Here is a 17,283-nt window from a genome sequence, read left to right on the forward strand (position 1 = left end):
CGACATTAGACGTAGTAATGTCTTGCTAGCTCGCCAGGGGGAGGCGCTATGAGTATCAGCAATGCAGCAACGAAAGTCGAAGAGTTCGATATGGCCAACGAAGCAAAGGAATCGCTTCGAACCAAGAATTCTACTAAACCCACCAAAACCGTCGATGCTAAAGAAGAGTTTGATGCGTCCACGAAAAGTCTCGATGCCACACAGCTCTATTTGGGCGAAATTGGTTTTTCTCCACTACTCACCGCAGAAGAAGAAGTTCTTTATGCTCGTCGAGCGTTACGCGGAGACGAAGCGGCGCGTAAACGCATGATTGAAAGTAACCTGCGCTTAGTGGTTAAAATCTCCCGTCGTTATAGTAATCGTGGTTTGGCTCTGCTCGATCTCATAGAGGAAGGCAACCTTGGTCTTATTCGCGCTGTCGAAAAATTTGATCCCGAGCGCGGTTTTAGATTCTCTACTTACGCTACTTGGTGGATTCGTCAAACGATCGAACGGGCGTTAATGAACCAAACTCGCACCATTCGTTTACCAATTCATGTCGTTAAAGAGCTCAATATTTACTTGCGTACTGCACGTGAATTATCACAGAAGCTTGACCACGAACCTACCGCGGAAGAGATCGCAACACAGCTTGATAAACCCGTTGATGATGTCAGCAAAATGTTGCGCCTCAATGAGCGTATAAGCTCAGTCGATACACCGATTGGTGGTGATGGCGAAAAAGCATTGCTGGATATCATTCCTGACATCAACAACTCTGATCCTGAAGTGTCAACTCAAGATGATGACATTCGTGATTCTTTAATCCATTGGCTCGATGAGTTAAATCCGAAGCAGAAAGAGGTGCTAGCGCGTCGTTTTGGTTTGCTCGGCTATGAGCCATCAACACTTGAAGAAGTGGGTCGTGAAATTAATCTAACTCGCGAACGTGTTCGTCAAATTCAAGTTGAAGGTCTACGTCGCTTACGTGAAATCCTAATCAAACAGGGTTTGAATATGGAGAACCTGTTCAGCGTAACGGAAGATTAATGCTGTCTAAGTTGAAAAAAAGCCTTGGTTTGAAACCAAGGCTTTTTTGTTGGACAACATTTTTTATGGGACGATATAAAAACAGCGGACGCTTAAGCCGACTTCGCTTTCTTAAGAATAGGAAAAACCTTGACCAGCTTGATTCGATTCTCTTCCAGCTCGACGATTTCCATCGGGTGACCGGAAACATGAACACTGAGATGACTTTCAGGAATCTCTTCTAGGTGCTCTAAGATCAAACCATTGAGTGTTCGTGGCCCATCAGTAGGTAACTTCCACTTAAGTCCTTTGTTGATATCGCGAATGTTGGCACTGCCTTCGATCAAGAAACTGCCATCACCTTGCGGAGTAATTTCATCCGACAAGCTTGGTGCAATCGAAGTGGTAAACTCTCCGACAATCTCTTCGAGAATATCTTCTAGAGTCACTAGACCAATGATGTCACCGTATTCATCAACGATCAGGCCAATACGTTGTTTATTACGCTGGAACTTGAGCAGTTGTACGTTGAGAGGAGTGCTCTCTGGAATAAAGTACACTTCGTCGGCTGCGCGCAATAGCGTCTCTTTGGTGAACTCATTCTTCTCTAACATCAGGCGATAAGATTCTCGTAGGCGCAACATCCCTACCGCTTCATCAATTTGATCGCGATACAACACGACTCGGCCATGAGGAGAGTGCGTTAACTGGCGTACAATCGATTTCCAGTCATCATTGATATCGATGCCGGTGATCTCATTACGTGGCACCATGATGTCATTGACGGTGACATGTTCGAGGTCGAGAATCGAAATCAGCATGTCTTGGTGGCGGCGAGGGATCAAACTGCCTGCTTCGTTGACCACGGTTCTTAGTTCATCCGAACTTAAGTGATCATCTCCGCCGTGTACGGCTTTAAGACCTAATAAACGGATAAAGCCATTAGTGATCATATTGATAAACATCACTAGCGGTGACAACAGTTTCATTAAAATGGTCAGTAGAATACTGCTAGCGTATGAGACCCGCTCAGGGTAAAGCGCGGCCAGGGTTTTCGGTGTGACCTCAGCGAACACTAGGACGACTAAGGTAAGAGCGCCAGTAGCAATAGCAACCCCCAGATCGCCATACAGACGCATACCTAAAATGGTGGCAATCGCAGAAGCGAGAATATTAACGAGGTTATTACCGATTAAGATAAGACCAATGAGTCGGTCTGGTCGGTCGAGCAGCTTCTCGACGCGCTGTGCGCCTTTGTGCCCGTTATTGGCGAGATGCTTGAGACGGTAGCGGTTCAGAGCCATCATGCCTGTCTCGGAACCAGAGAAATATCCTGAAATAACAATAAGACACGCGAGTAGCGCAAATAAGATACCCGTTGATATGTCGTCCAAAGCTTATCTTTTCCTTGTTAGGTTTGATTAATTTATGACCTAAATTGTCATTGAAGTCAATTTCAAATAGGGAACTGCGTAGTGTAAAAGAAAGGTGCTCATGATGCACCTTATGTCGGAAATTTTATCTTTACCGGTTAACGCAAAATGATTTCACGCACAAAACGACTGCCAAAGTAGGCCAGAGTCAATAAGGTTGCCCCTGCGACCGTAAACCATGTCACTTTACGTCCGCGCCAGCCTTTTTGATAGTGACCCCAAAGCAGTACAGAGTAGGCAATCCAAGCAATAAAAGAGAGAATCGCTTTATGCGCTTTGCCTTGGGCGAACATATCTTGCACAAAGAAAAAGCCGGTCAATAAGGTACCAGTCAGAAGAAGGGTGCCAATTAAAATGATATTAAATAGCTGACGTTCAACCATCAACAGTGGCGGCAAATTGGGGTTAATGGCTAGCGCTTTCTTGGTTTTCAGTTTGTGGTCAAGCCAAGCCAATTGAAGCGCGTACAATGCACCAATGGTCAGTGTTGAGTACGAAAATAAGGCAAACGAAATATGAATCAGTAGTTTCGGATCTTGCTCGAGATGGGTAATAAAGGTGCTCGGCAATACCGCGGCTGCAACGAGGTTAATGGCGGCAAAGCTATAAACCACAGGCAGTAAGAACCACAAACGGGTTTTGAGCATCGCGGTGCTCATCACCAAAGAGATAATAAAGCTTATCAACGAGGCGACGTTGAGAATACTGAGGTTTTGTCCGGAACTGCCTAATATCAGATCACTAAGTAGCCAAGCATGAAAAGCCAGCGCAAGAAAAGCACTGACAAACACAGTTTTAACGCGGATGCCTGTCTGGTGAACAAGTCCCGGAACTATGGTAGCAATCGCTAATAGATAGAGTATTGCAGCAACGATGGCGATTAGGTTATCCATTAGTCTCTATAAGCTGGTGGATTTTTAACAAATTATACCCTGCATCAACGGCTTGAGCTATGACTTATCACTTTCATTTGCGTGACATGAGATATCAAAAGTTATCTAGGCAGTGTCAAGCTTGGTTTGGCTAAGGTATACTTGTAGTAATTTGTCGCCGAAATGACACGGCGAGTCTCCCTAAACACCGTCAAGGTAAAGAGAGTAAGATGTTTGAGAATTTAACGGATCGTTTATCCAAAACGCTGAAAAACATCAGCGGAAAAGGTCGTTTGACCGAAGATAATATCAAAGAGACGTTGCGTGAAGTGCGTATGGCGCTTCTTGAAGCCGACGTGGCACTACCGGTTGTACGTGATTTTATTAAGCGTGTAAAAGAGTCGGCAGTTGGTGTTGAGGTCTCTAAATCGCTCACTCCAGGTCAAGAGTTCATTAAGATTGTTCAAAATGAACTTGAAGCCGTGATGGGTGAATCCAATGAAGCGTTGAATCTGGCTGCGCAGCCACCGGCTGTGATTTTAATGGCAGGTTTACAAGGTGCGGGTAAAACAACCTCGGTAGGTAAGCTGTCTAAATTACTGACTGAGCGAGACAAAAAGAAAGTCTTAGTTGTTTCTGCTGACGTTTACCGTCCTGCGGCGATAAAACAGCTAGAAACATTGGCATCAGATGTTGGTGTTGATTTCTTCCCTTCTTCAGCGGATCAAAAGCCGCTCGATATTGCTAATGCAGCGATTGATCATGCCAAGAAGAAATTCTACGACGTGTTGGTTGTCGATACGGCTGGTCGTTTAGCAATTGATGAGCAGATGATGGGGGAGATCAAAGATCTTCACTCGGCAATTAACCCGGTTGAAACCTTATTCGTTGTTGATGCAATGACAGGTCAAGATGCAGCGAACACGGCCAAAGCGTTTGGTGATGCACTGCCTCTAACTGGTGTGATCCTGACCAAGGTAGATGGTGATGCTCGTGGTGGTGCGGCACTGTCTGTACGTCATATTACCGGTAAGCCGATTAAATTCCTCGGTGTTGGTGAAAAAACTGACGCGTTAGAACCATTCCACCCTGATCGTGTTGCCTCGCGTATCCTTGGTATGGGTGATGTGCTGTCTTTGATTGAAGATCTGCAGCGTAATGTCGATACCGAGCAAGCTGAGAAACTTGCGAAAAAGTTCAAAGAGAAAAAAGGCTTTGATCTTGAAGACTTTCGTGAGCAGCTAGGTCAAATGCAAAACATGGGCGGCATGATGGGCATGATGGATAAGCTGCCCGGCATGAGCAACTTACCAGATAATGTTAAAGATAAAGTTGATGACAAGATGTTCCATCAAATGGAAGCGATCATTAACTCAATGACGATGAAAGAGCGTCAACGCCCAGAGCTTATCAAAGGGTCACGTAAAAAGCGTATTGCGGCAGGTTCTGGTACTCAGGTACAAGATGTAAACCGCCTGCTCAAACAGTTCACTCAGATGCAGAAAATGATGAAAAAAATGCAGAAGGGTGGCATGAAAGGTATGATGCGCAACATGCAAGGCATGATGGGTGGCATGGGCGGAATGGGTGGCGGTGGCTTCAATCCATTTGGCCGTTAAATCCAAACTGCGACAAAAATTTCAAGGTGTTAGCTACGTCACAAACTTAGAGCGATTTTTATGTTGGTGAAAAAGTAGCTAAAGACCTTGCAATGATCCGGAATAAGAGTAAAATTCCGGAGCTTTATTTTGGCACGAGCCCCAAACTATTTAGCGATAAATGGTTCTTGGGGTTAATTTTATTTTTGAGAAAGCAAAGAGGACGACATGGTAACCATTCGTTTGGCACGTCACGGCGCTAAAAAGCGTCCATTTTATCAAATCGTAGTTGCGGATAGCCGCAACGCAGCAACTGGCCGTTTCATTGAGAAAGTGGGTTTCTTTAACCCAACGGCTCAAGGTCAAGAAGAAGGTCTACGTCTAGACCTAGATCGCGTTAACCATTGGGTTGGTCAAGGCGCATCTGTATCTGACCGCGTTGCTAAGCTAGTTAAAGACGCTCAAAAAGCGGCTTAATTCTTGATAAAGAAGAAATTAGCTTATGTCGATGAAAGGTAATGAAACGATGAGCGAAGACAAGATTGTTGTGGGTAAGTTCGGTGCTTCTTACGGCATTCGTGGTTGGCTTAAAGTTTTGTCCTATACAGACGATGCTGAAAGCATATTTGATTACACCCCTTGGTACATTAATCAAGGTGGAAAGTGGGTTGAGTACAAAGCTGAAAGTTGGAAGCGCCATAACAAAGGTTTGGTGGTAAAACTTGAAGGTCTGGAAGTGCGTGAAGATGCACAAATCCTGACCAATTTTGAAATCTCAATTGACCCTGCGGTTTTACCAGAATTGCCATCAGATGAATTCTATTGGCGTGATTTGATTGGAATGCAAGTCGTGACTGATAAAGGTTATGATCTCGGCATTGTCTCTGACATGCTTGAGACAGGTTCCAACGATGTTTTGGTAATTAAAGCAAATCTTAAAGATGCTTTCGGGCAAAAGGAACGACTAATCCCGTTCCTTGAAGAGCAAGTGATCAAAAACATTGATCGTGAAGCTCAACGGATCGAAGTTGACTGGGATCCTGGATTTTAACTCCAAGTAACGGAGCGATTGAACAATGTGGGTTGGCATAATTAGCCTATTTCCAGAAATGTTCCGCAGCGTTACTGATTTTGGAGTAACAGGTCAAGCGGTTAAAAAAGGTCTTTTGTCGATTAAGACTTGGAATCCTCGTGATTTCACGCACGACAAGCATCGCACTGTTGATGATAGACCTTACGGTGGTGGTCCTGGCATGTTGATGATGGTTCAGCCTTTGCGCGACGCTATTCATACTGCCAAGCAAGCAGCACCGGGAAAGACGAAAGTCATCTACCTTTCTCCTCAAGGTCGTAAACTCGACCAGCAAGGAGTTGAAGAGTTGGCAACCAATGAGAACTTGCTTCTTATTTGCGGCCGCTATGAAGGGGTAGATGAGCGTATCATCCAATCCGAAGTTGACGAAGAATGGTCAATCGGTGATTTTGTGATGACGGGTGGTGAAATACCAGCCATGACGTTGATAGATTCTGTTTCGCGGTTTGTTCCGGGAGTGCTAGGAGATTTCGCGTCAGCAGAAGAAGACTCTTTTGCCAATGGTTTGTTAGATTGCCCTCACTATACGCGCCCTGAGGTATTAGACGGTCGAGAAGTACCTGCGGTACTTAAGTCTGGTAACCACAAGGATATTCGTCTCTGGCGACTTAAACAATCGTTAGGCCGAACTTGGCTGAGAAGACCAGAGCTCCTGGAAAACCTAGCTCTGACTGACGAACAGGAACAATTACTGGCCGAATTTATCAAAGCACATCGCAATGGTGAAAAGTAAGCAGTAACCTATTTAATTTAGTATCAGTTTATTCTAGGAATTTATAAAATGAGTAACATCATCAAGGCTCTTGAAGAAGAGCAAATGAAATCAGGCCTACCTAAATTTGCACCAGGTGACACTGTTGTCGTTCAAGTTAAGGTAAAAGAAGGTGAACGTGAGCGTCTACAGGCTTTTGAAGGCGTTGTAATCGCAATCCGTAACCGTGGCCTACACTCTGCTTTCACTGTACGTAAGATTTCTAACGGTGAAGGTGTTGAGCGTACGTTCCAAACACACTCTCCAATTGTTGATAGCATCGAAGTTAAACGCCGTGGTGCAGTACGTCGTGCCAAGTTGTACTACCTACGTGAGCGTTCTGGTAAGTCGGCTCGTATTAAAGAGAAACTTGCTAAGAAGTAATGCTATAACTAGCGTTCTCATAGTATTAGCGGAGGCCTTAGGCCTCCGCTTTTTTATTTGAGGTTTTTGGTTTGCTCTTTTAATCGGCTAAAGACATTTTGCTTCTTTAGTATTGGTCTTCTGACCAGCCATCCGAGTCTGACATGTCTGGTGCTCCAGCAATGGCTTTTTCCTCATCGGCCCACTCGCCAAAATCGATCATTTGGCACTGTTTGCTGCAAAAAGGACGATAAGAACTTTGCTCGCCCCATTTGACGTCAGTGCCACATTGTGGGCATTTTACAATGGTTATTTTTGACATGGTTACTCTCTTACAAGGAAAGGGATTGATTGACTCGATACCGCGGCAAGTGCTTGAGTGTATGGCTAACTACACACGGCCAACTGAAACTCAATATTGGCTACCGATGCTTGCCCTGAGCCAAACTCAATAAATTTAATCGCAAAACGGTTTTTATGACCTGAAATCATAGGGTACACACCATATTGCATTGGAATTTCTAAGCGTAGAATGTTCGCGTCTTCAGCATCACTTTGAAAAAATCCTGACTGAGCTTGAATCGAACGGAAGTGGCCTGTTTCGCGAGTCAGCTTTAGCCATAAAGTTAATGCATTGGCTAACGGGCTTAATGAGCTAAGCCATTTTTGAGCATCGGCTTTTTTCTTATCCAGTGGCAGGTGAAGCCAATGATGTAACGCTGGCAAGTCAAAACAGCAAGAGCCGCCGGGTAAGTTGAAACGCTGACGAATCGCACCTAAGAAGCGATCTTCTTTCAAGCTTTGGCCAAAACGCTCTGCTGCCATTAAGTCACTATGTACCTGATCGACTTCACTCAAAATCGCGCTCAGCATCTCTTGATCGACACCGTCAACATTTGACCAGGCGCGATACGCGAGGCGCTGTTTTTCGATATCTTTGGCCAATTCACTTTTGAGCTGGATCTGTTCGAAGATTTCGAGCAGATCAAACAGTGAGCGATAGAAAATTAAATGCTGCATATCATCACCAAATTGAGCCGCAATATTTAGTTGATTGAGCAGGGCTTCTACTCTCAAGTAAATACGCGTTTTCTCATTAAGTGGATGTTCGAAGTGATGCGTGGTCATTAATATGCAGCTCTGAATGATTCAGTCTTTATTCTCACAGATTTTCCCTACTCATTTCTAGGAACTTTTGATGCAATTCTGTGATTTGAGGCAAAAGTTTTTGGTTTGCTGTACTATTTTTAATCACATAGTCGGCAATTGCCAATCTTTGCTCTCGCGATGCCTGTGACGCAAGGATCGATTTGGCTTGTTCACGACTGACCTTGTCGCGCGCCATTGTGCGTTCAATTTGTATTTCTGGCTCGACATCCACCACTAAAACCTTGTCGGCAAGTGCTTGTAAATTATTTTCGACCATCAGCGGAATAACTAATAACGCGTAGGGGGTTTGGACTTGCTTTAATTGCTGCAACATCTGGCGACGAATCATCGGGTGCAGTAACTGGTTCAACCAATGTTTCTCAGCTGGTTGAGTAAAGATAAGCTCACGCAACTGTGTGCGATCAAGTGTTCCTTGAGCTGTTAAGATCGACGCTCCAAAGTGTTCGACAATCGCTGCTAATCCCTCACTGCCAGGCTCGACAACCTCTCGGGCGATCACATCAGCATCAACAATCTCAACGCCAAACTGTTGGTGAAATAGGTTTGCCACTGTGGTCTTTCCGCTCGCAATGCCGCCTGTTAAGCCAATCACAACCGCCATGTTACATCCCCAAGAATTGGTTGAAATACCAAGCCATAATCGACTCGCCCCACATCATGCTTATCCAGCCGGCAATCGCTAGGTAGGGACCGAAGGGAAAAGCTTTATCTATGCCTTGCTGCTTGAGGCGTAACTGAATTAGGCCAAAGATTAATCCGACTAAAGAGGAGAGTAAAATGATCAGTGGGAGATGCTGCCAGCCAAGCCAGGCCCCAAGCGCCGCGAGCAGTTTAAAGTCGCCATAACCCATGCCCTCTTTTCCGGTGAGTAGTTTAAATAACCAATAAACCGACCAGAGCGATAAATAACCCGCCATCGCCCCAATGACTGAGTCTTGCAAAGAGAGTGGGCTGATATTAAGCAGCGCTAAGGCAATGCCCGCCCACGTTAAGGGCAAAGTTAGCTGATCGGGGAGCAGCATGGTATCGAGGTCGATAAAGGTCGCGGCGATCAGAGTAAAAGTGAAAAACAATAAAGCGACGGAAAAATAGCTGAACCCTTGTTGGTAGGCAATGGCCAAACAGAGCGCCGCACTTAGCAGTTCAACCAGAGGGTAGCGAATACTAATCGATTCAGAGCAGTGACGACATCGCCCTTTCAGGCGTAACCAACTAAATAGTGGAATATTATCTTTTATTGCCACAGGCTGCTGACATTTGGGGCAACGTGAGCGCGGCACACTAAGGTTAAACTCTCCTTGTGGTGGCTCGATATGGTATTCGGCAAAGCTTTCTGCGCACTCTTGCCGCCACTCTCTTTCCATGATCAAAGGTAAGCGGTGAATAACAACATTCAAAAAGCTGCCAATGATCAGACCGAACACACTTGCGAGGGCAGCAAACAGCCAAGGGTAATCGTTAAATAGTTCCATTTATTTAGGTACGCAGGAAAAGTGTAAGCTCAATATACTATCCTAAGACATTCATTAAGTTAAAGATAGGTAAGTAAAGCGCAACCACTAAACTACCGACTATCGTGCCGAGTAGTAAGACCATTAAGGGTTCGAGCGATTTCTCGAGGTTTTCGATTTGATTGTCGATTTCCAATTGGTAAATATCCGCCACTTTTCTCAGCATGTCATCAAGTTGGCCAGACTCTTCACCCACCATGATCATTTGGACCATTAACGCTGGAAAAGCGCCTCTTTCACGCAAAGCAATGTAGATCGGCATACCCGCTAAAGTTTGTTCAAAAACGTGCTGTATTGCCTCTTGGTAATAGTGATTAGGTGTGGTTTTTATCGCGCTCGCTAAACCGTGATGTATCGCTACGCCTGCACTGACGCTGGTCGATAGAGAGCGGCAAAATTTGCTTAAGGCCGCCTTCTCAATCGCACTGCCAACCACCGGTAGCTTTAACACCCAAGAGCTGAGGCGCAGCTGCATTATTGGCGAGACCGAAACTAGCTTACGACAGCCCCAGATAACAGTGCCAATCGATAGCAGCAGATAGCCAGTGTAATTTTGGATGAATCTTGACACCTTTAGTACCTGTTGGGTAAACCATGGTAGTTGAGCGCCAAGACCTGCAAACATAGCTTCAAATTGTGGGACCACGAAGGCCAGCATCAAATAACTGACTATGATGGCGGTGGCAAGAACCAAAGTGGGATAGATCAAGGCGGTTTTAAGTTTTGCTTTTAAGCGCTGACTTTTTTCACGATAAGTCGCCAGGCGCTCAATGACGTCGCTGAGTCGACCGCTCTGTTCGCCGACTTTGATCAGGTCGCGATAGAAGTCATCAAACAGTACGCTTGTTTGCCCCATCGCCTGTGAAATCGGTGTGCCAGATTCGACAATAGCGCTCATGCGCGTTATCAGCAGTCTCATTTCGGCTTTACGCTGGTTATGGCTAATCAGTTTGAGCGCATGCACTAGCGTCACGCCACTGGCTAACATGGTGGCTAATTGGCGTGTCATGACAGTGATGTCTTGTGGGCGAGCTTTATGTTGCCAGCGAGATAGTAATGAGCTGTTGCGTCGTTTGAGGCTCAGCAAGGTGATCGAGTTGTTTTTTAAGTGGTGGCGAATGTCACTCTCGTGACTGGCGAGCATTTTTCCGCAGCAACGTTTGCCAGCGGTGTTGATGCCTTTCCAGTGATAATGACTTAATGGCGTGCGCGAGGGTAACATCATCATTAAGCGCTAAAAGTAGAGTACGCGTTGTAACTCATCAATACTGGTAACCCCTGCGCGCACTTTTTCGATCCCAGATTGGATTAAACTCTGCATACCATTTTCTATCGCGATCGCTTCCAATTGCTCGGCTGTGGCCTGATTTGAAATCGCTTCAACAAGCTCGGCATTGATTGGTAACAGCTCGTAGATGCCTATTCGGCCGAGATAACCATTGTGACAGTGCGGGCAACCTGCTGGGGTGGCGATGAACATATTCGAGTTCGGTGCGAGATGAAACTGTTCAGCGACAAGAGTTGGAGTTGCGATGCTTTGTTTGCAGTGCCGGCACAGTTTCCTGACTAGGCGCTGTGCGATAAGTAAAGAGAGCGAAGAGGCCATATTAAAGTGGTTGATCCCCATATTGGCTAAGCGAGTAATGGTCTGTACCACCGAATTGGTGTGCAAGGTAGACAGTACCAAGTGGCCGGTTTGAGCGGCTTTAATCGCGATCTCTGCTGTCTCAAGGTCGCGGATTTCGCCGAGCATGATGATGTCTGGGTCTTGGCGTAAAAACGCGCGTAATGTGTGGCTAAAATCGAGGCCAATTTCAGGGTGAATGTGTACTTGGTTGATGCCGGGAAGATTAATTTCGACCGGATCCTCTGCCGTTGAGATATTAACATGCTGTGAGTTCAAGTGATTGAGCGCCGCATAAAGCGAGACGGTTTTACCACTGCCGGTTGGGCCGGTGAGCAGTATCATCCCTTGAGGTTTTTTCAGCGCTGATAGGTAGATGTGTTGTTGCTCAGGGTTAAAACCTAAAGTATCGATAGCGAGGGCAATGGCGCGATTATCGAGAATACGCAGGACGATTTTTTCTCCCCACAATGTCGGTAAGGTGGATACGCGCATATCCACTGCCATGGTGTCATTTAAACGCAGCTTGATTCGGCCATCTTGCGGTAGGCGGCGCTCGGCAATATCAAGTTTGGCCAATATTTTCAGCCTAGCGGCTAAACGGCGACTGAGTTGATGTGAAGGTTGCTGAGCGGAAATTAATAGACCATCACAACGTAAACGGACTCGATACGACTGTTCGTATGGTTCAAAGTGAATGTCAGAGGCGTGGCGGGAGACGGCATCTAACAAGATCTGTTGTATGTAACAACTGACGGGCGCTTTATCATGAATAAGGTCATCTTGCTCACGCTGTTCATCGGCACTCAAGGTGACTAATTGGGTGAGTTGATGGTCATTGATAGCAGGGCTGTCAGTCAGAGGTGAGCGCGTTGAATCATGCTGTGATAGCCGCTCTATGGCGTTAATCAGTGCACTGTATTCGGTTATCACCAATTCAATCGCGAACCCAGTAGCAAAATGAAACTCATTTTCTATCTCGTGTTGGCAAGGGTCAGCGACGGCCAGTTGTAATGTTTGCTGCTCAAGGCGAACAGGAACGGCTTGGAAGCGATCGATTAATGGCCGCAGGTCGAACGGAAGGCTGAGCGCTTGATAATCAAATTCGGTGAGTTGAATCAAGGGCAGCGCAAGGTGTTCGGCCAGCTGTTTAGCTAACTCGGTGTCACTGATAACCCCATCTTCGATAAGGGCTGTGAGCGGATGCTGGCCAAGTTCGTCGATGCTCGCTTGGGCGCGTTGCTGCTGCTGTTTGCTTACGAGTTGCAGTTGAACGAGTAGGCTGAGTAATTCGCTTTGCATCAAGAGCACCCGGCGAGAGAGACACTGCTGGATGCACTGCAACGCCAGGCTCCATTGGCATCACGTTTTAAGGTTATGCTTTGACCCGAGCCTGATCCTTGGGTTATCGCGACCACTAAATCATTGGTGGCGTTGTCAGTGGCTAATGGCGCGGATTCAGCGCGAATGGTCCCAATCGCAAAAGTTTGTGAGATAGCAGGAAAGCGCCCTTCTAAAGCAATGGCATCTTCAACAATCACTTTGTACGCACTCGCGGAGGCAAGGGCGGTACTTAATGCCGCCTTCTTTACGTAACTTTGGTAGTGAGGAATCGCTACGGCGGACAGCAGACTGATTACCGCAACGACAATCATGAGTTCAATCAGTGTGAAACCGAGGGCATGGCGCTGGCGTTGTGGGTGCATAGTCTCTTCGAACGGTTTGAATGGGACTAGAGAGACTAGTGGTCGCGAGTGTTAGCGTGGAGACGAATTGTGTGAAAGTGAGATCTGATTAGGTGGGGTTAACTGTGCGTCACTGTGATGATTCAATAAAGTATGAACTGGATCTGAGTTTCTCACCCTAGAAACAATAACGGAGGCGCACAGCCTCCGTTAGTTAAATCGCTCAGTGATGGCTACTTAAAGCGCATTGAAAGATCCATTGCTTTAAGGTGTTTGGTTAGTGCGCCGACGGAAATATAATCTACGCCAGTTTCTGCGAACTCTCGAATCGTTTCGAGCGTGACATTACCTGAGTTTTCTAACGCCGCGCGGCCAGCGTTGATCTTGACGGCTTCACGCATCATCTCGGTGGTGAAGTTATCTAACATGATGATGTCAGCGCCGGCGTCAATGGCCTCTTGTAGCTCTTGCAAGCTTTCGGTTTCTACTTCGACCGGTTTACCAGGGTTGAGCTCTTTCGCTGTTTTAATGGTCTGAGTAATGCCGCCGTTGGCGATGATATGGTTCTCTTTGATCAGATACGCATCGAAGACACCAATGCGGTGATTAAAACCACCACCACAAGCCACGGCGTATTTGAGTGCGCTGCGCAGCCCAGGAATGGTTTTACGCGTATCGAGTAGGCGACAACCAGTGCCTTGAATTTTAGCGGCGTACTCGGCAACAACAGTGGCACAACCTGACAGCGTTTGGATGAAGTTCATCGCGTTACGTTCACCGGTCAATAAAGCGCGTGCAGGACCCGAAAGGGTACACAACACTTGGTTTGGTTCAACGTGGTCTCCATCGTTGACATGCCAATCGATGTTGACTTCGCCACCAAGCTGCTTAAACACTTCATCGGCCCAGGCTTTGCCGCAGAACACGCCGTGCTCTCGGGTGATGATGGTGGCTTCATTGTGCGCATTGGCAGGGATTAGACTTGCAGTGATATCAGCCGCTGGGTCGAGCGTGCCACCCAGATCTTCTCTGATGGTGTCAGCCACGGCGCGGCTGATCTCAAGAGGCAGTTGCTGTTTCAAATATTCGAGACGTTGTTGGCTATTATGTGTGTTTTTCATCGCAAATCTAATACGCAGTTGAACAAGAGGTGGGCATGATACGCTGACTGAGTGCGAAATTCAGCCATTAATCTCGCATTTCATGGTCAAAGGGATAAAATCATAACAAGACGAAAACAGTGAGCCTTAAAATGATAGATGACAACGGTTGGTATTGCGCTGCGCGCCACGTTCCTTCGCCCTTTTTTGATCAAAGGCCGCCAGGGCAAGATGTCTCTTTGCTGGTGGTGCACAATATTAGCTTGCCGCCCGGTCAATTTGGCGGCCCTTATATCGAACAGTTTTTTACCGGTCAGCTTAACCCTGACACGCACCCATTCTTTGCTGTCATTCATAAAATGGGCGTATCGGCGCACTGCTTGATTCGGCGTGATGGAGAGGTGGTGCAGTTTGTCTCTTTTGCTCAGCGAGCTTGGCATGCGGGGAGCTCAAGCTTTGCTGGACGTGATAAGTGCAATGATTACTCGATTGGCATTGAACTTGAAGGAAGCGACTATGTGGTTTACAGCGATGCACAATACGCTGCGCTAACCGCGTTGACTCAGTCGATACAAAGTCGCTATCCGAAGATCACCATCCCGCGTATTACAGGCCACCAATATATAGCGCCGCTGCGTAAAACGGATCCGGGGTTGGTGTTTGATTGGGCCAAATATAGGCGTGCGCTGCTCGCTGCGGGCTAAAGTGTCTCTTGGTACTCAAGTAAGATCTGTTCAACCCAGTTGGCGATGCGCTCATCACTCAGTTCATATTGGGAGTCTTCATCGAGAGCTAAGCCAACAAACTGGCTGCCATCCTCCGTGAGAGCTTTGGAGGCTTCAAACTGATAGTTTTCATCATTGGGCCAGTAACCGATGATGTTAGCTCCGGTCTTCTTCAGTTCGTCGTGGAGCAACCCCATCGCATCCAGATACCATTCGCCATAACCTTCTTGATCGCCTAAGCCGAATAGTGCGACGGTTTTGCCATTTAGCGCTACGCCATCGATTTGATCCCATATTTCATTCCAATCTTCTTGGATTTCACCAAAGTCCCAAGTCGAAATACCCAAGATAAGAAAATCGTAATCTGCCATCAAAGCGAGTGGCGACTCTTTAACGTTGTGAATATCAACAAGGTCTTCACCAAGAATAGCGCGGATTTTTTCTGCTGCCATTTCGGTATAACAAGTGGTTGAGCCGTAAAACAGACCGATCTTCATAATATGCTTTTATCTATTGCAAAATGGATGGTGAATTCTAACCACAAAATGACCAGCTTTGCAGTCAATATCCGACTCAAAGACGATTTTTTATAGCATTATTCGCTTGTGCCCCTTACATTTGAGCGCAGAACAAAAATAAGAGGTTAGCTGTGTCAGAACAAATGTCACCCGATCAAGGGGTTGTTGAGCTGTTTTTAGATGCGATGTGGATGGAGCGAGGATTATCTGAAAATACGCTTTCATCTTACCGCAATGATCTGTTTAAACTATTACAGTGGATGGCGGCCAACAATTATCGACTCGACTTTATCAGCTTATCTGGCCTGCAAGAGTATCAATCCTGGCTGGTAGACCAACAATACAAGCAGACATCACGTGCGCGGATGTTGTCGGCCATCCGGCGACTGTTCCAATATTTGCACCGAGAAAAAGTCCGCGCGGATGATCCGAGTGCGCTGTTGGTTAGCCCTAAATTGCCCAAACGTTTACCGAAAGATCTTAGTGAAGAGCAAGTGGAAGCACTGCTTGATGCTCCGGATCCGAATGATGCGATAGAGTTACGGGATAAAGCGATGTTAGAACTGCTTTATGCGACGGGTCTACGCGTGACTGAATTGGTCAGTTTAACGATGGAAAATATTAGTCTGCGTCAAGGGGTTGTGCGCGTAACGGGTAAAGGCGGTAAAGAGCGTTTGGTGCCGATGGGCGAAAATGCGGTCGATTGGATTGAAACTTTTCTCCAACAAGGTAGGTCTGAGTTACTTGGGGATAATACTTCTGATGTAGTTTTTCCCAGTAAACGTGCGCGGCAAATGACTCGCCAGACATTCTGGCACCGTATAAAGCGCTATGCCGTATTGGCAGGGATTGAGACGGAATTACTGTCTCCCCATGTCCTGCGCCATGCCTTCGCGACCCACTTGCTTAACTATGGTGCGGATCTTCGTGTGGTGCAGATGTTACTGGGGCATAGTGACTTGTCGACCACACAAATTTATACTCATGTAGCAACAGAGCGTCTGAAGCAGCTACACAGTGAACACCACCCAAGAGCGTAATCGCTTTTGGCTCAACCAATCGAATTTAAGGTGGCTTGAATGAGCGTATTACGCCGAATGACCCTACTGACTTTACCTTTGCTGTTAGCGGCGCAAACCGTATCGGCCAATGAGGTTAAGTTTGACAAAGCACAGCTAGAGGCACGTTTTGCCAAGCTGGGTTTAGAAGTGAAAGATATTACTGCCGCAGATATTGATGGCCTAATCGAAGTGAACACCAGTGGTGGGGTATTGTTTGCGTCACCAACCGGAGATTATTTCTTAGCGGGAACCTTATACCAGTTGGATGAAAGCGGCCAATATCAAGATGTACTGGCTAAGCGCCAAGCACCGATTAACGCGGCGAAAATCGCTGCGTTTAAAGACAGCATGATTGAATTTAAAGCCGACGATGAGAAATACGTCGTGACAGTCTTTACCGATGTTACGTGTGGCTACTGCGTGAAACTTCACAGTCAGATGCAAGGCTACAATGATCTCGGTATTACGGTGCGTTATATGGCTTTCCCTCGTCAAGGTGCAACAGGCATGGTCGCTGATCAAATGGCGGCAGTATGGGGCGCGAAAGATCCGCAAGCGGCAATGCATGACGGTAAAGTGAATCGTCAATTCCCTAAAACGGGTGACGATTTCGCTAAGTTCCAACAGATCATCAAACAACACTACTCGCTAGGCCGTGAGCTTGGTATCAGCGGTACTCCTGCGATTTTCTTGCCAAATGGTGAGATGATTGGTGGTTACCTACCGCCAGAACAGCTTGCTCAGCGTCTTGAGCAACTTTAATTAACTTGA

20 protein-coding genes are annotated in these 17,283 nt (G+C 46.5%); 9 read left to right on the forward strand and 11 right to left on the reverse strand.

The annotated features are described in order from the left end of the window. Nucleotides 1–48 precede the first annotated feature (48 nt). Nucleotides 49–1,029, forward strand: a complete 981-nt coding sequence (gene rpoS, locus ViNHUV68_RS02000) for an RNA polymerase sigma factor RpoS (RefSeq protein WP_038173818.1) — start codon at nucleotides 49–51, stop codon at nucleotides 1,027–1,029. Nucleotides 1,030–1,121: 92 nt separating this feature from the next. Here the strand turns inward: rpoS and ViNHUV68_RS02005 are convergent, their stop codons facing one another. After that, nucleotides 1,122–2,402 (reverse strand): HlyC/CorC family transporter, encoded by a 1,281-nt coding sequence (locus ViNHUV68_RS02005; RefSeq protein ID WP_038173819.1) that lies wholly within the window; start codon nucleotides 2,400–2,402, stop codon nucleotides 1,122–1,124. Nucleotides 2,403–2,539: 137 nt separating this feature from the next. After that, on the reverse strand, nucleotides 2,540–3,334 hold the full coding sequence (locus ViNHUV68_RS02010; RefSeq protein ID WP_391089073.1) for a cytochrome c biogenesis protein CcsA: 795 nt from the start codon (nucleotides 3,332–3,334) through the stop codon (nucleotides 2,540–2,542). A gap of 209 nt (nucleotides 3,335–3,543) precedes the next feature. Between ViNHUV68_RS02010 and ffh the strand changes: the two genes are divergently transcribed. The 5 genes from ffh (at nucleotide 3,544) to rplS (ending at nucleotide 7,139) form a co-directional block, all read left to right on the forward strand. Beyond that, nucleotides 3,544–4,932 carry a signal recognition particle protein gene (ffh, locus tag ViNHUV68_RS02015; protein ID WP_038173821.1) on the forward strand — a complete coding sequence of 463 codons (1,389 nt, stop codon included), beginning with the start codon at nucleotides 3,544–3,546 and terminating at the stop codon, nucleotides 4,930–4,932. Nucleotides 4,933–5,139: 207 nt separating this feature from the next. Further along, a complete protein-coding gene (gene rpsP, locus ViNHUV68_RS02020) occupies nucleotides 5,140–5,388 on the forward strand; it encodes a 30S ribosomal protein S16 (protein ID WP_004742593.1) in 249 nt (82 codons plus the stop codon). Between the two features lie 25 nt (nucleotides 5,389–5,413). Beyond that, nucleotides 5,414–5,962, forward strand: a complete 549-nt coding sequence (gene rimM, locus ViNHUV68_RS02025; RefSeq protein ID WP_038173822.1) for a ribosome maturation factor RimM — start codon at nucleotides 5,414–5,416, stop codon at nucleotides 5,960–5,962. 25 nt (nucleotides 5,963–5,987) lie between these two features. Next, on the forward strand, nucleotides 5,988–6,737 hold the full coding sequence (gene trmD, locus ViNHUV68_RS02030; RefSeq protein WP_038173823.1) for a tRNA (guanosine(37)-N1)-methyltransferase TrmD: 750 nt from the start codon (nucleotides 5,988–5,990) through the stop codon (nucleotides 6,735–6,737). A 48-nt stretch (nucleotides 6,738–6,785) separates the two neighbouring features. Further along, complete coding sequence (gene rplS / locus ViNHUV68_RS02035; protein ID WP_038173824.1) at nucleotides 6,786–7,139, forward strand: 50S ribosomal protein L19; 354 nt, start codon at nucleotides 6,786–6,788, stop codon at nucleotides 7,137–7,139. A 106-nt stretch (nucleotides 7,140–7,245) separates the two neighbouring features. On the opposite strand, the gene yacG is transcribed toward rplS, so the two are convergent. The 8 genes from yacG to nadC form a co-directional block, all read right to left on the reverse strand. Continuing rightward, entirely contained in the window at nucleotides 7,246–7,440 is a 195-nt protein-coding gene (gene yacG, locus ViNHUV68_RS02040) for a DNA gyrase inhibitor YacG (protein ID WP_391089076.1), read from the reverse strand. A 65-nt stretch (nucleotides 7,441–7,505) separates the two neighbouring features. Then, nucleotides 7,506–8,246 (reverse strand): cell division protein ZapD, encoded by a 741-nt coding sequence (zapD, locus tag ViNHUV68_RS02045; protein WP_391089078.1) that lies wholly within the window; start codon nucleotides 8,244–8,246, stop codon nucleotides 7,506–7,508. A gap of 34 nt (nucleotides 8,247–8,280) precedes the next feature. Continuing rightward, nucleotides 8,281–8,889, reverse strand: a complete 609-nt coding sequence (gene coaE, locus ViNHUV68_RS02050; protein WP_038173829.1) for a dephospho-CoA kinase — start codon at nucleotides 8,887–8,889, stop codon at nucleotides 8,281–8,283. A gap of 1 nt (nucleotide 8,890) precedes the next feature. After that, nucleotides 8,891–9,760: a prepilin peptidase gene (locus tag ViNHUV68_RS02055; RefSeq protein ID WP_391089080.1), complete on the reverse strand. Its 870-nt coding sequence runs from the start codon at nucleotides 9,758–9,760 to the stop codon at nucleotides 8,891–8,893. A 37-nt stretch (nucleotides 9,761–9,797) separates the two neighbouring features. Beyond that, nucleotides 9,798–11,024, reverse strand: a complete 1,227-nt coding sequence (locus ViNHUV68_RS02060; RefSeq protein WP_391090239.1) for a type II secretion system F family protein — start codon at nucleotides 11,022–11,024, stop codon at nucleotides 9,798–9,800. A 9-nt stretch (nucleotides 11,025–11,033) separates the two neighbouring features. After that, nucleotides 11,034–12,725, reverse strand: a complete 1,692-nt coding sequence (pilB, locus tag ViNHUV68_RS02065) for a type IV-A pilus assembly ATPase PilB (protein WP_391089082.1) — start codon at nucleotides 12,723–12,725, stop codon at nucleotides 11,034–11,036. Further along, complete coding sequence (locus tag ViNHUV68_RS02070) at nucleotides 12,725–13,129, reverse strand: pilin (protein WP_391089084.1); 405 nt, start codon at nucleotides 13,127–13,129, stop codon at nucleotides 12,725–12,727. Before ViNHUV68_RS02070 ends, pilB begins: the two co-directional genes overlap by 1 nt. Nucleotides 13,130–13,341: 212 nt before the next feature. Continuing rightward, nucleotides 13,342–14,229: a carboxylating nicotinate-nucleotide diphosphorylase gene (gene nadC, locus ViNHUV68_RS02075; RefSeq protein ID WP_038173834.1), complete on the reverse strand. Its 888-nt coding sequence runs from the start codon at nucleotides 14,227–14,229 to the stop codon at nucleotides 13,342–13,344. Nucleotides 14,230–14,360: 131 nt separating this feature from the next. Between nadC and ampD the strand changes: the two genes are divergently transcribed. After that, nucleotides 14,361–14,912 (forward strand): 1,6-anhydro-N-acetylmuramyl-L-alanine amidase AmpD, encoded by a 552-nt coding sequence (gene ampD, locus ViNHUV68_RS02080; RefSeq protein WP_391089086.1) that lies wholly within the window; start codon nucleotides 14,361–14,363, stop codon nucleotides 14,910–14,912. On the opposite strand, the gene fldB is transcribed toward ampD, so the two are convergent. Then, on the reverse strand, nucleotides 14,909–15,430 hold the full coding sequence (fldB, locus tag ViNHUV68_RS02085) for a flavodoxin FldB (protein WP_391089088.1): 522 nt from the start codon (nucleotides 15,428–15,430) through the stop codon (nucleotides 14,909–14,911). The genes ampD and fldB overlap by 4 nt on opposite strands. A gap of 164 nt (nucleotides 15,431–15,594) precedes the next feature. On the opposite strand from fldB, the gene xerD reads away from it, so the two are divergent. Continuing rightward, entirely contained in the window at nucleotides 15,595–16,491 is an 897-nt protein-coding gene (gene xerD, locus ViNHUV68_RS02090; RefSeq protein ID WP_038173981.1) for a site-specific tyrosine recombinase XerD, read from the forward strand. Between the two features lie 39 nt (nucleotides 16,492–16,530). After that, a complete protein-coding gene (locus tag ViNHUV68_RS02095; protein ID WP_038173838.1) occupies nucleotides 16,531–17,274 on the forward strand; it encodes a thioredoxin fold domain-containing protein in 744 nt (247 codons plus the stop codon). Nucleotides 17,275–17,283: the final 9 nt, after the last annotated feature.

Source organism: Vibrio sp. NH-UV-68 (assembly GCF_042940635.1).
GTDB lineage: Bacteria > Pseudomonadota > Gammaproteobacteria > Enterobacterales > Vibrionaceae > Vibrio > Vibrio pacinii.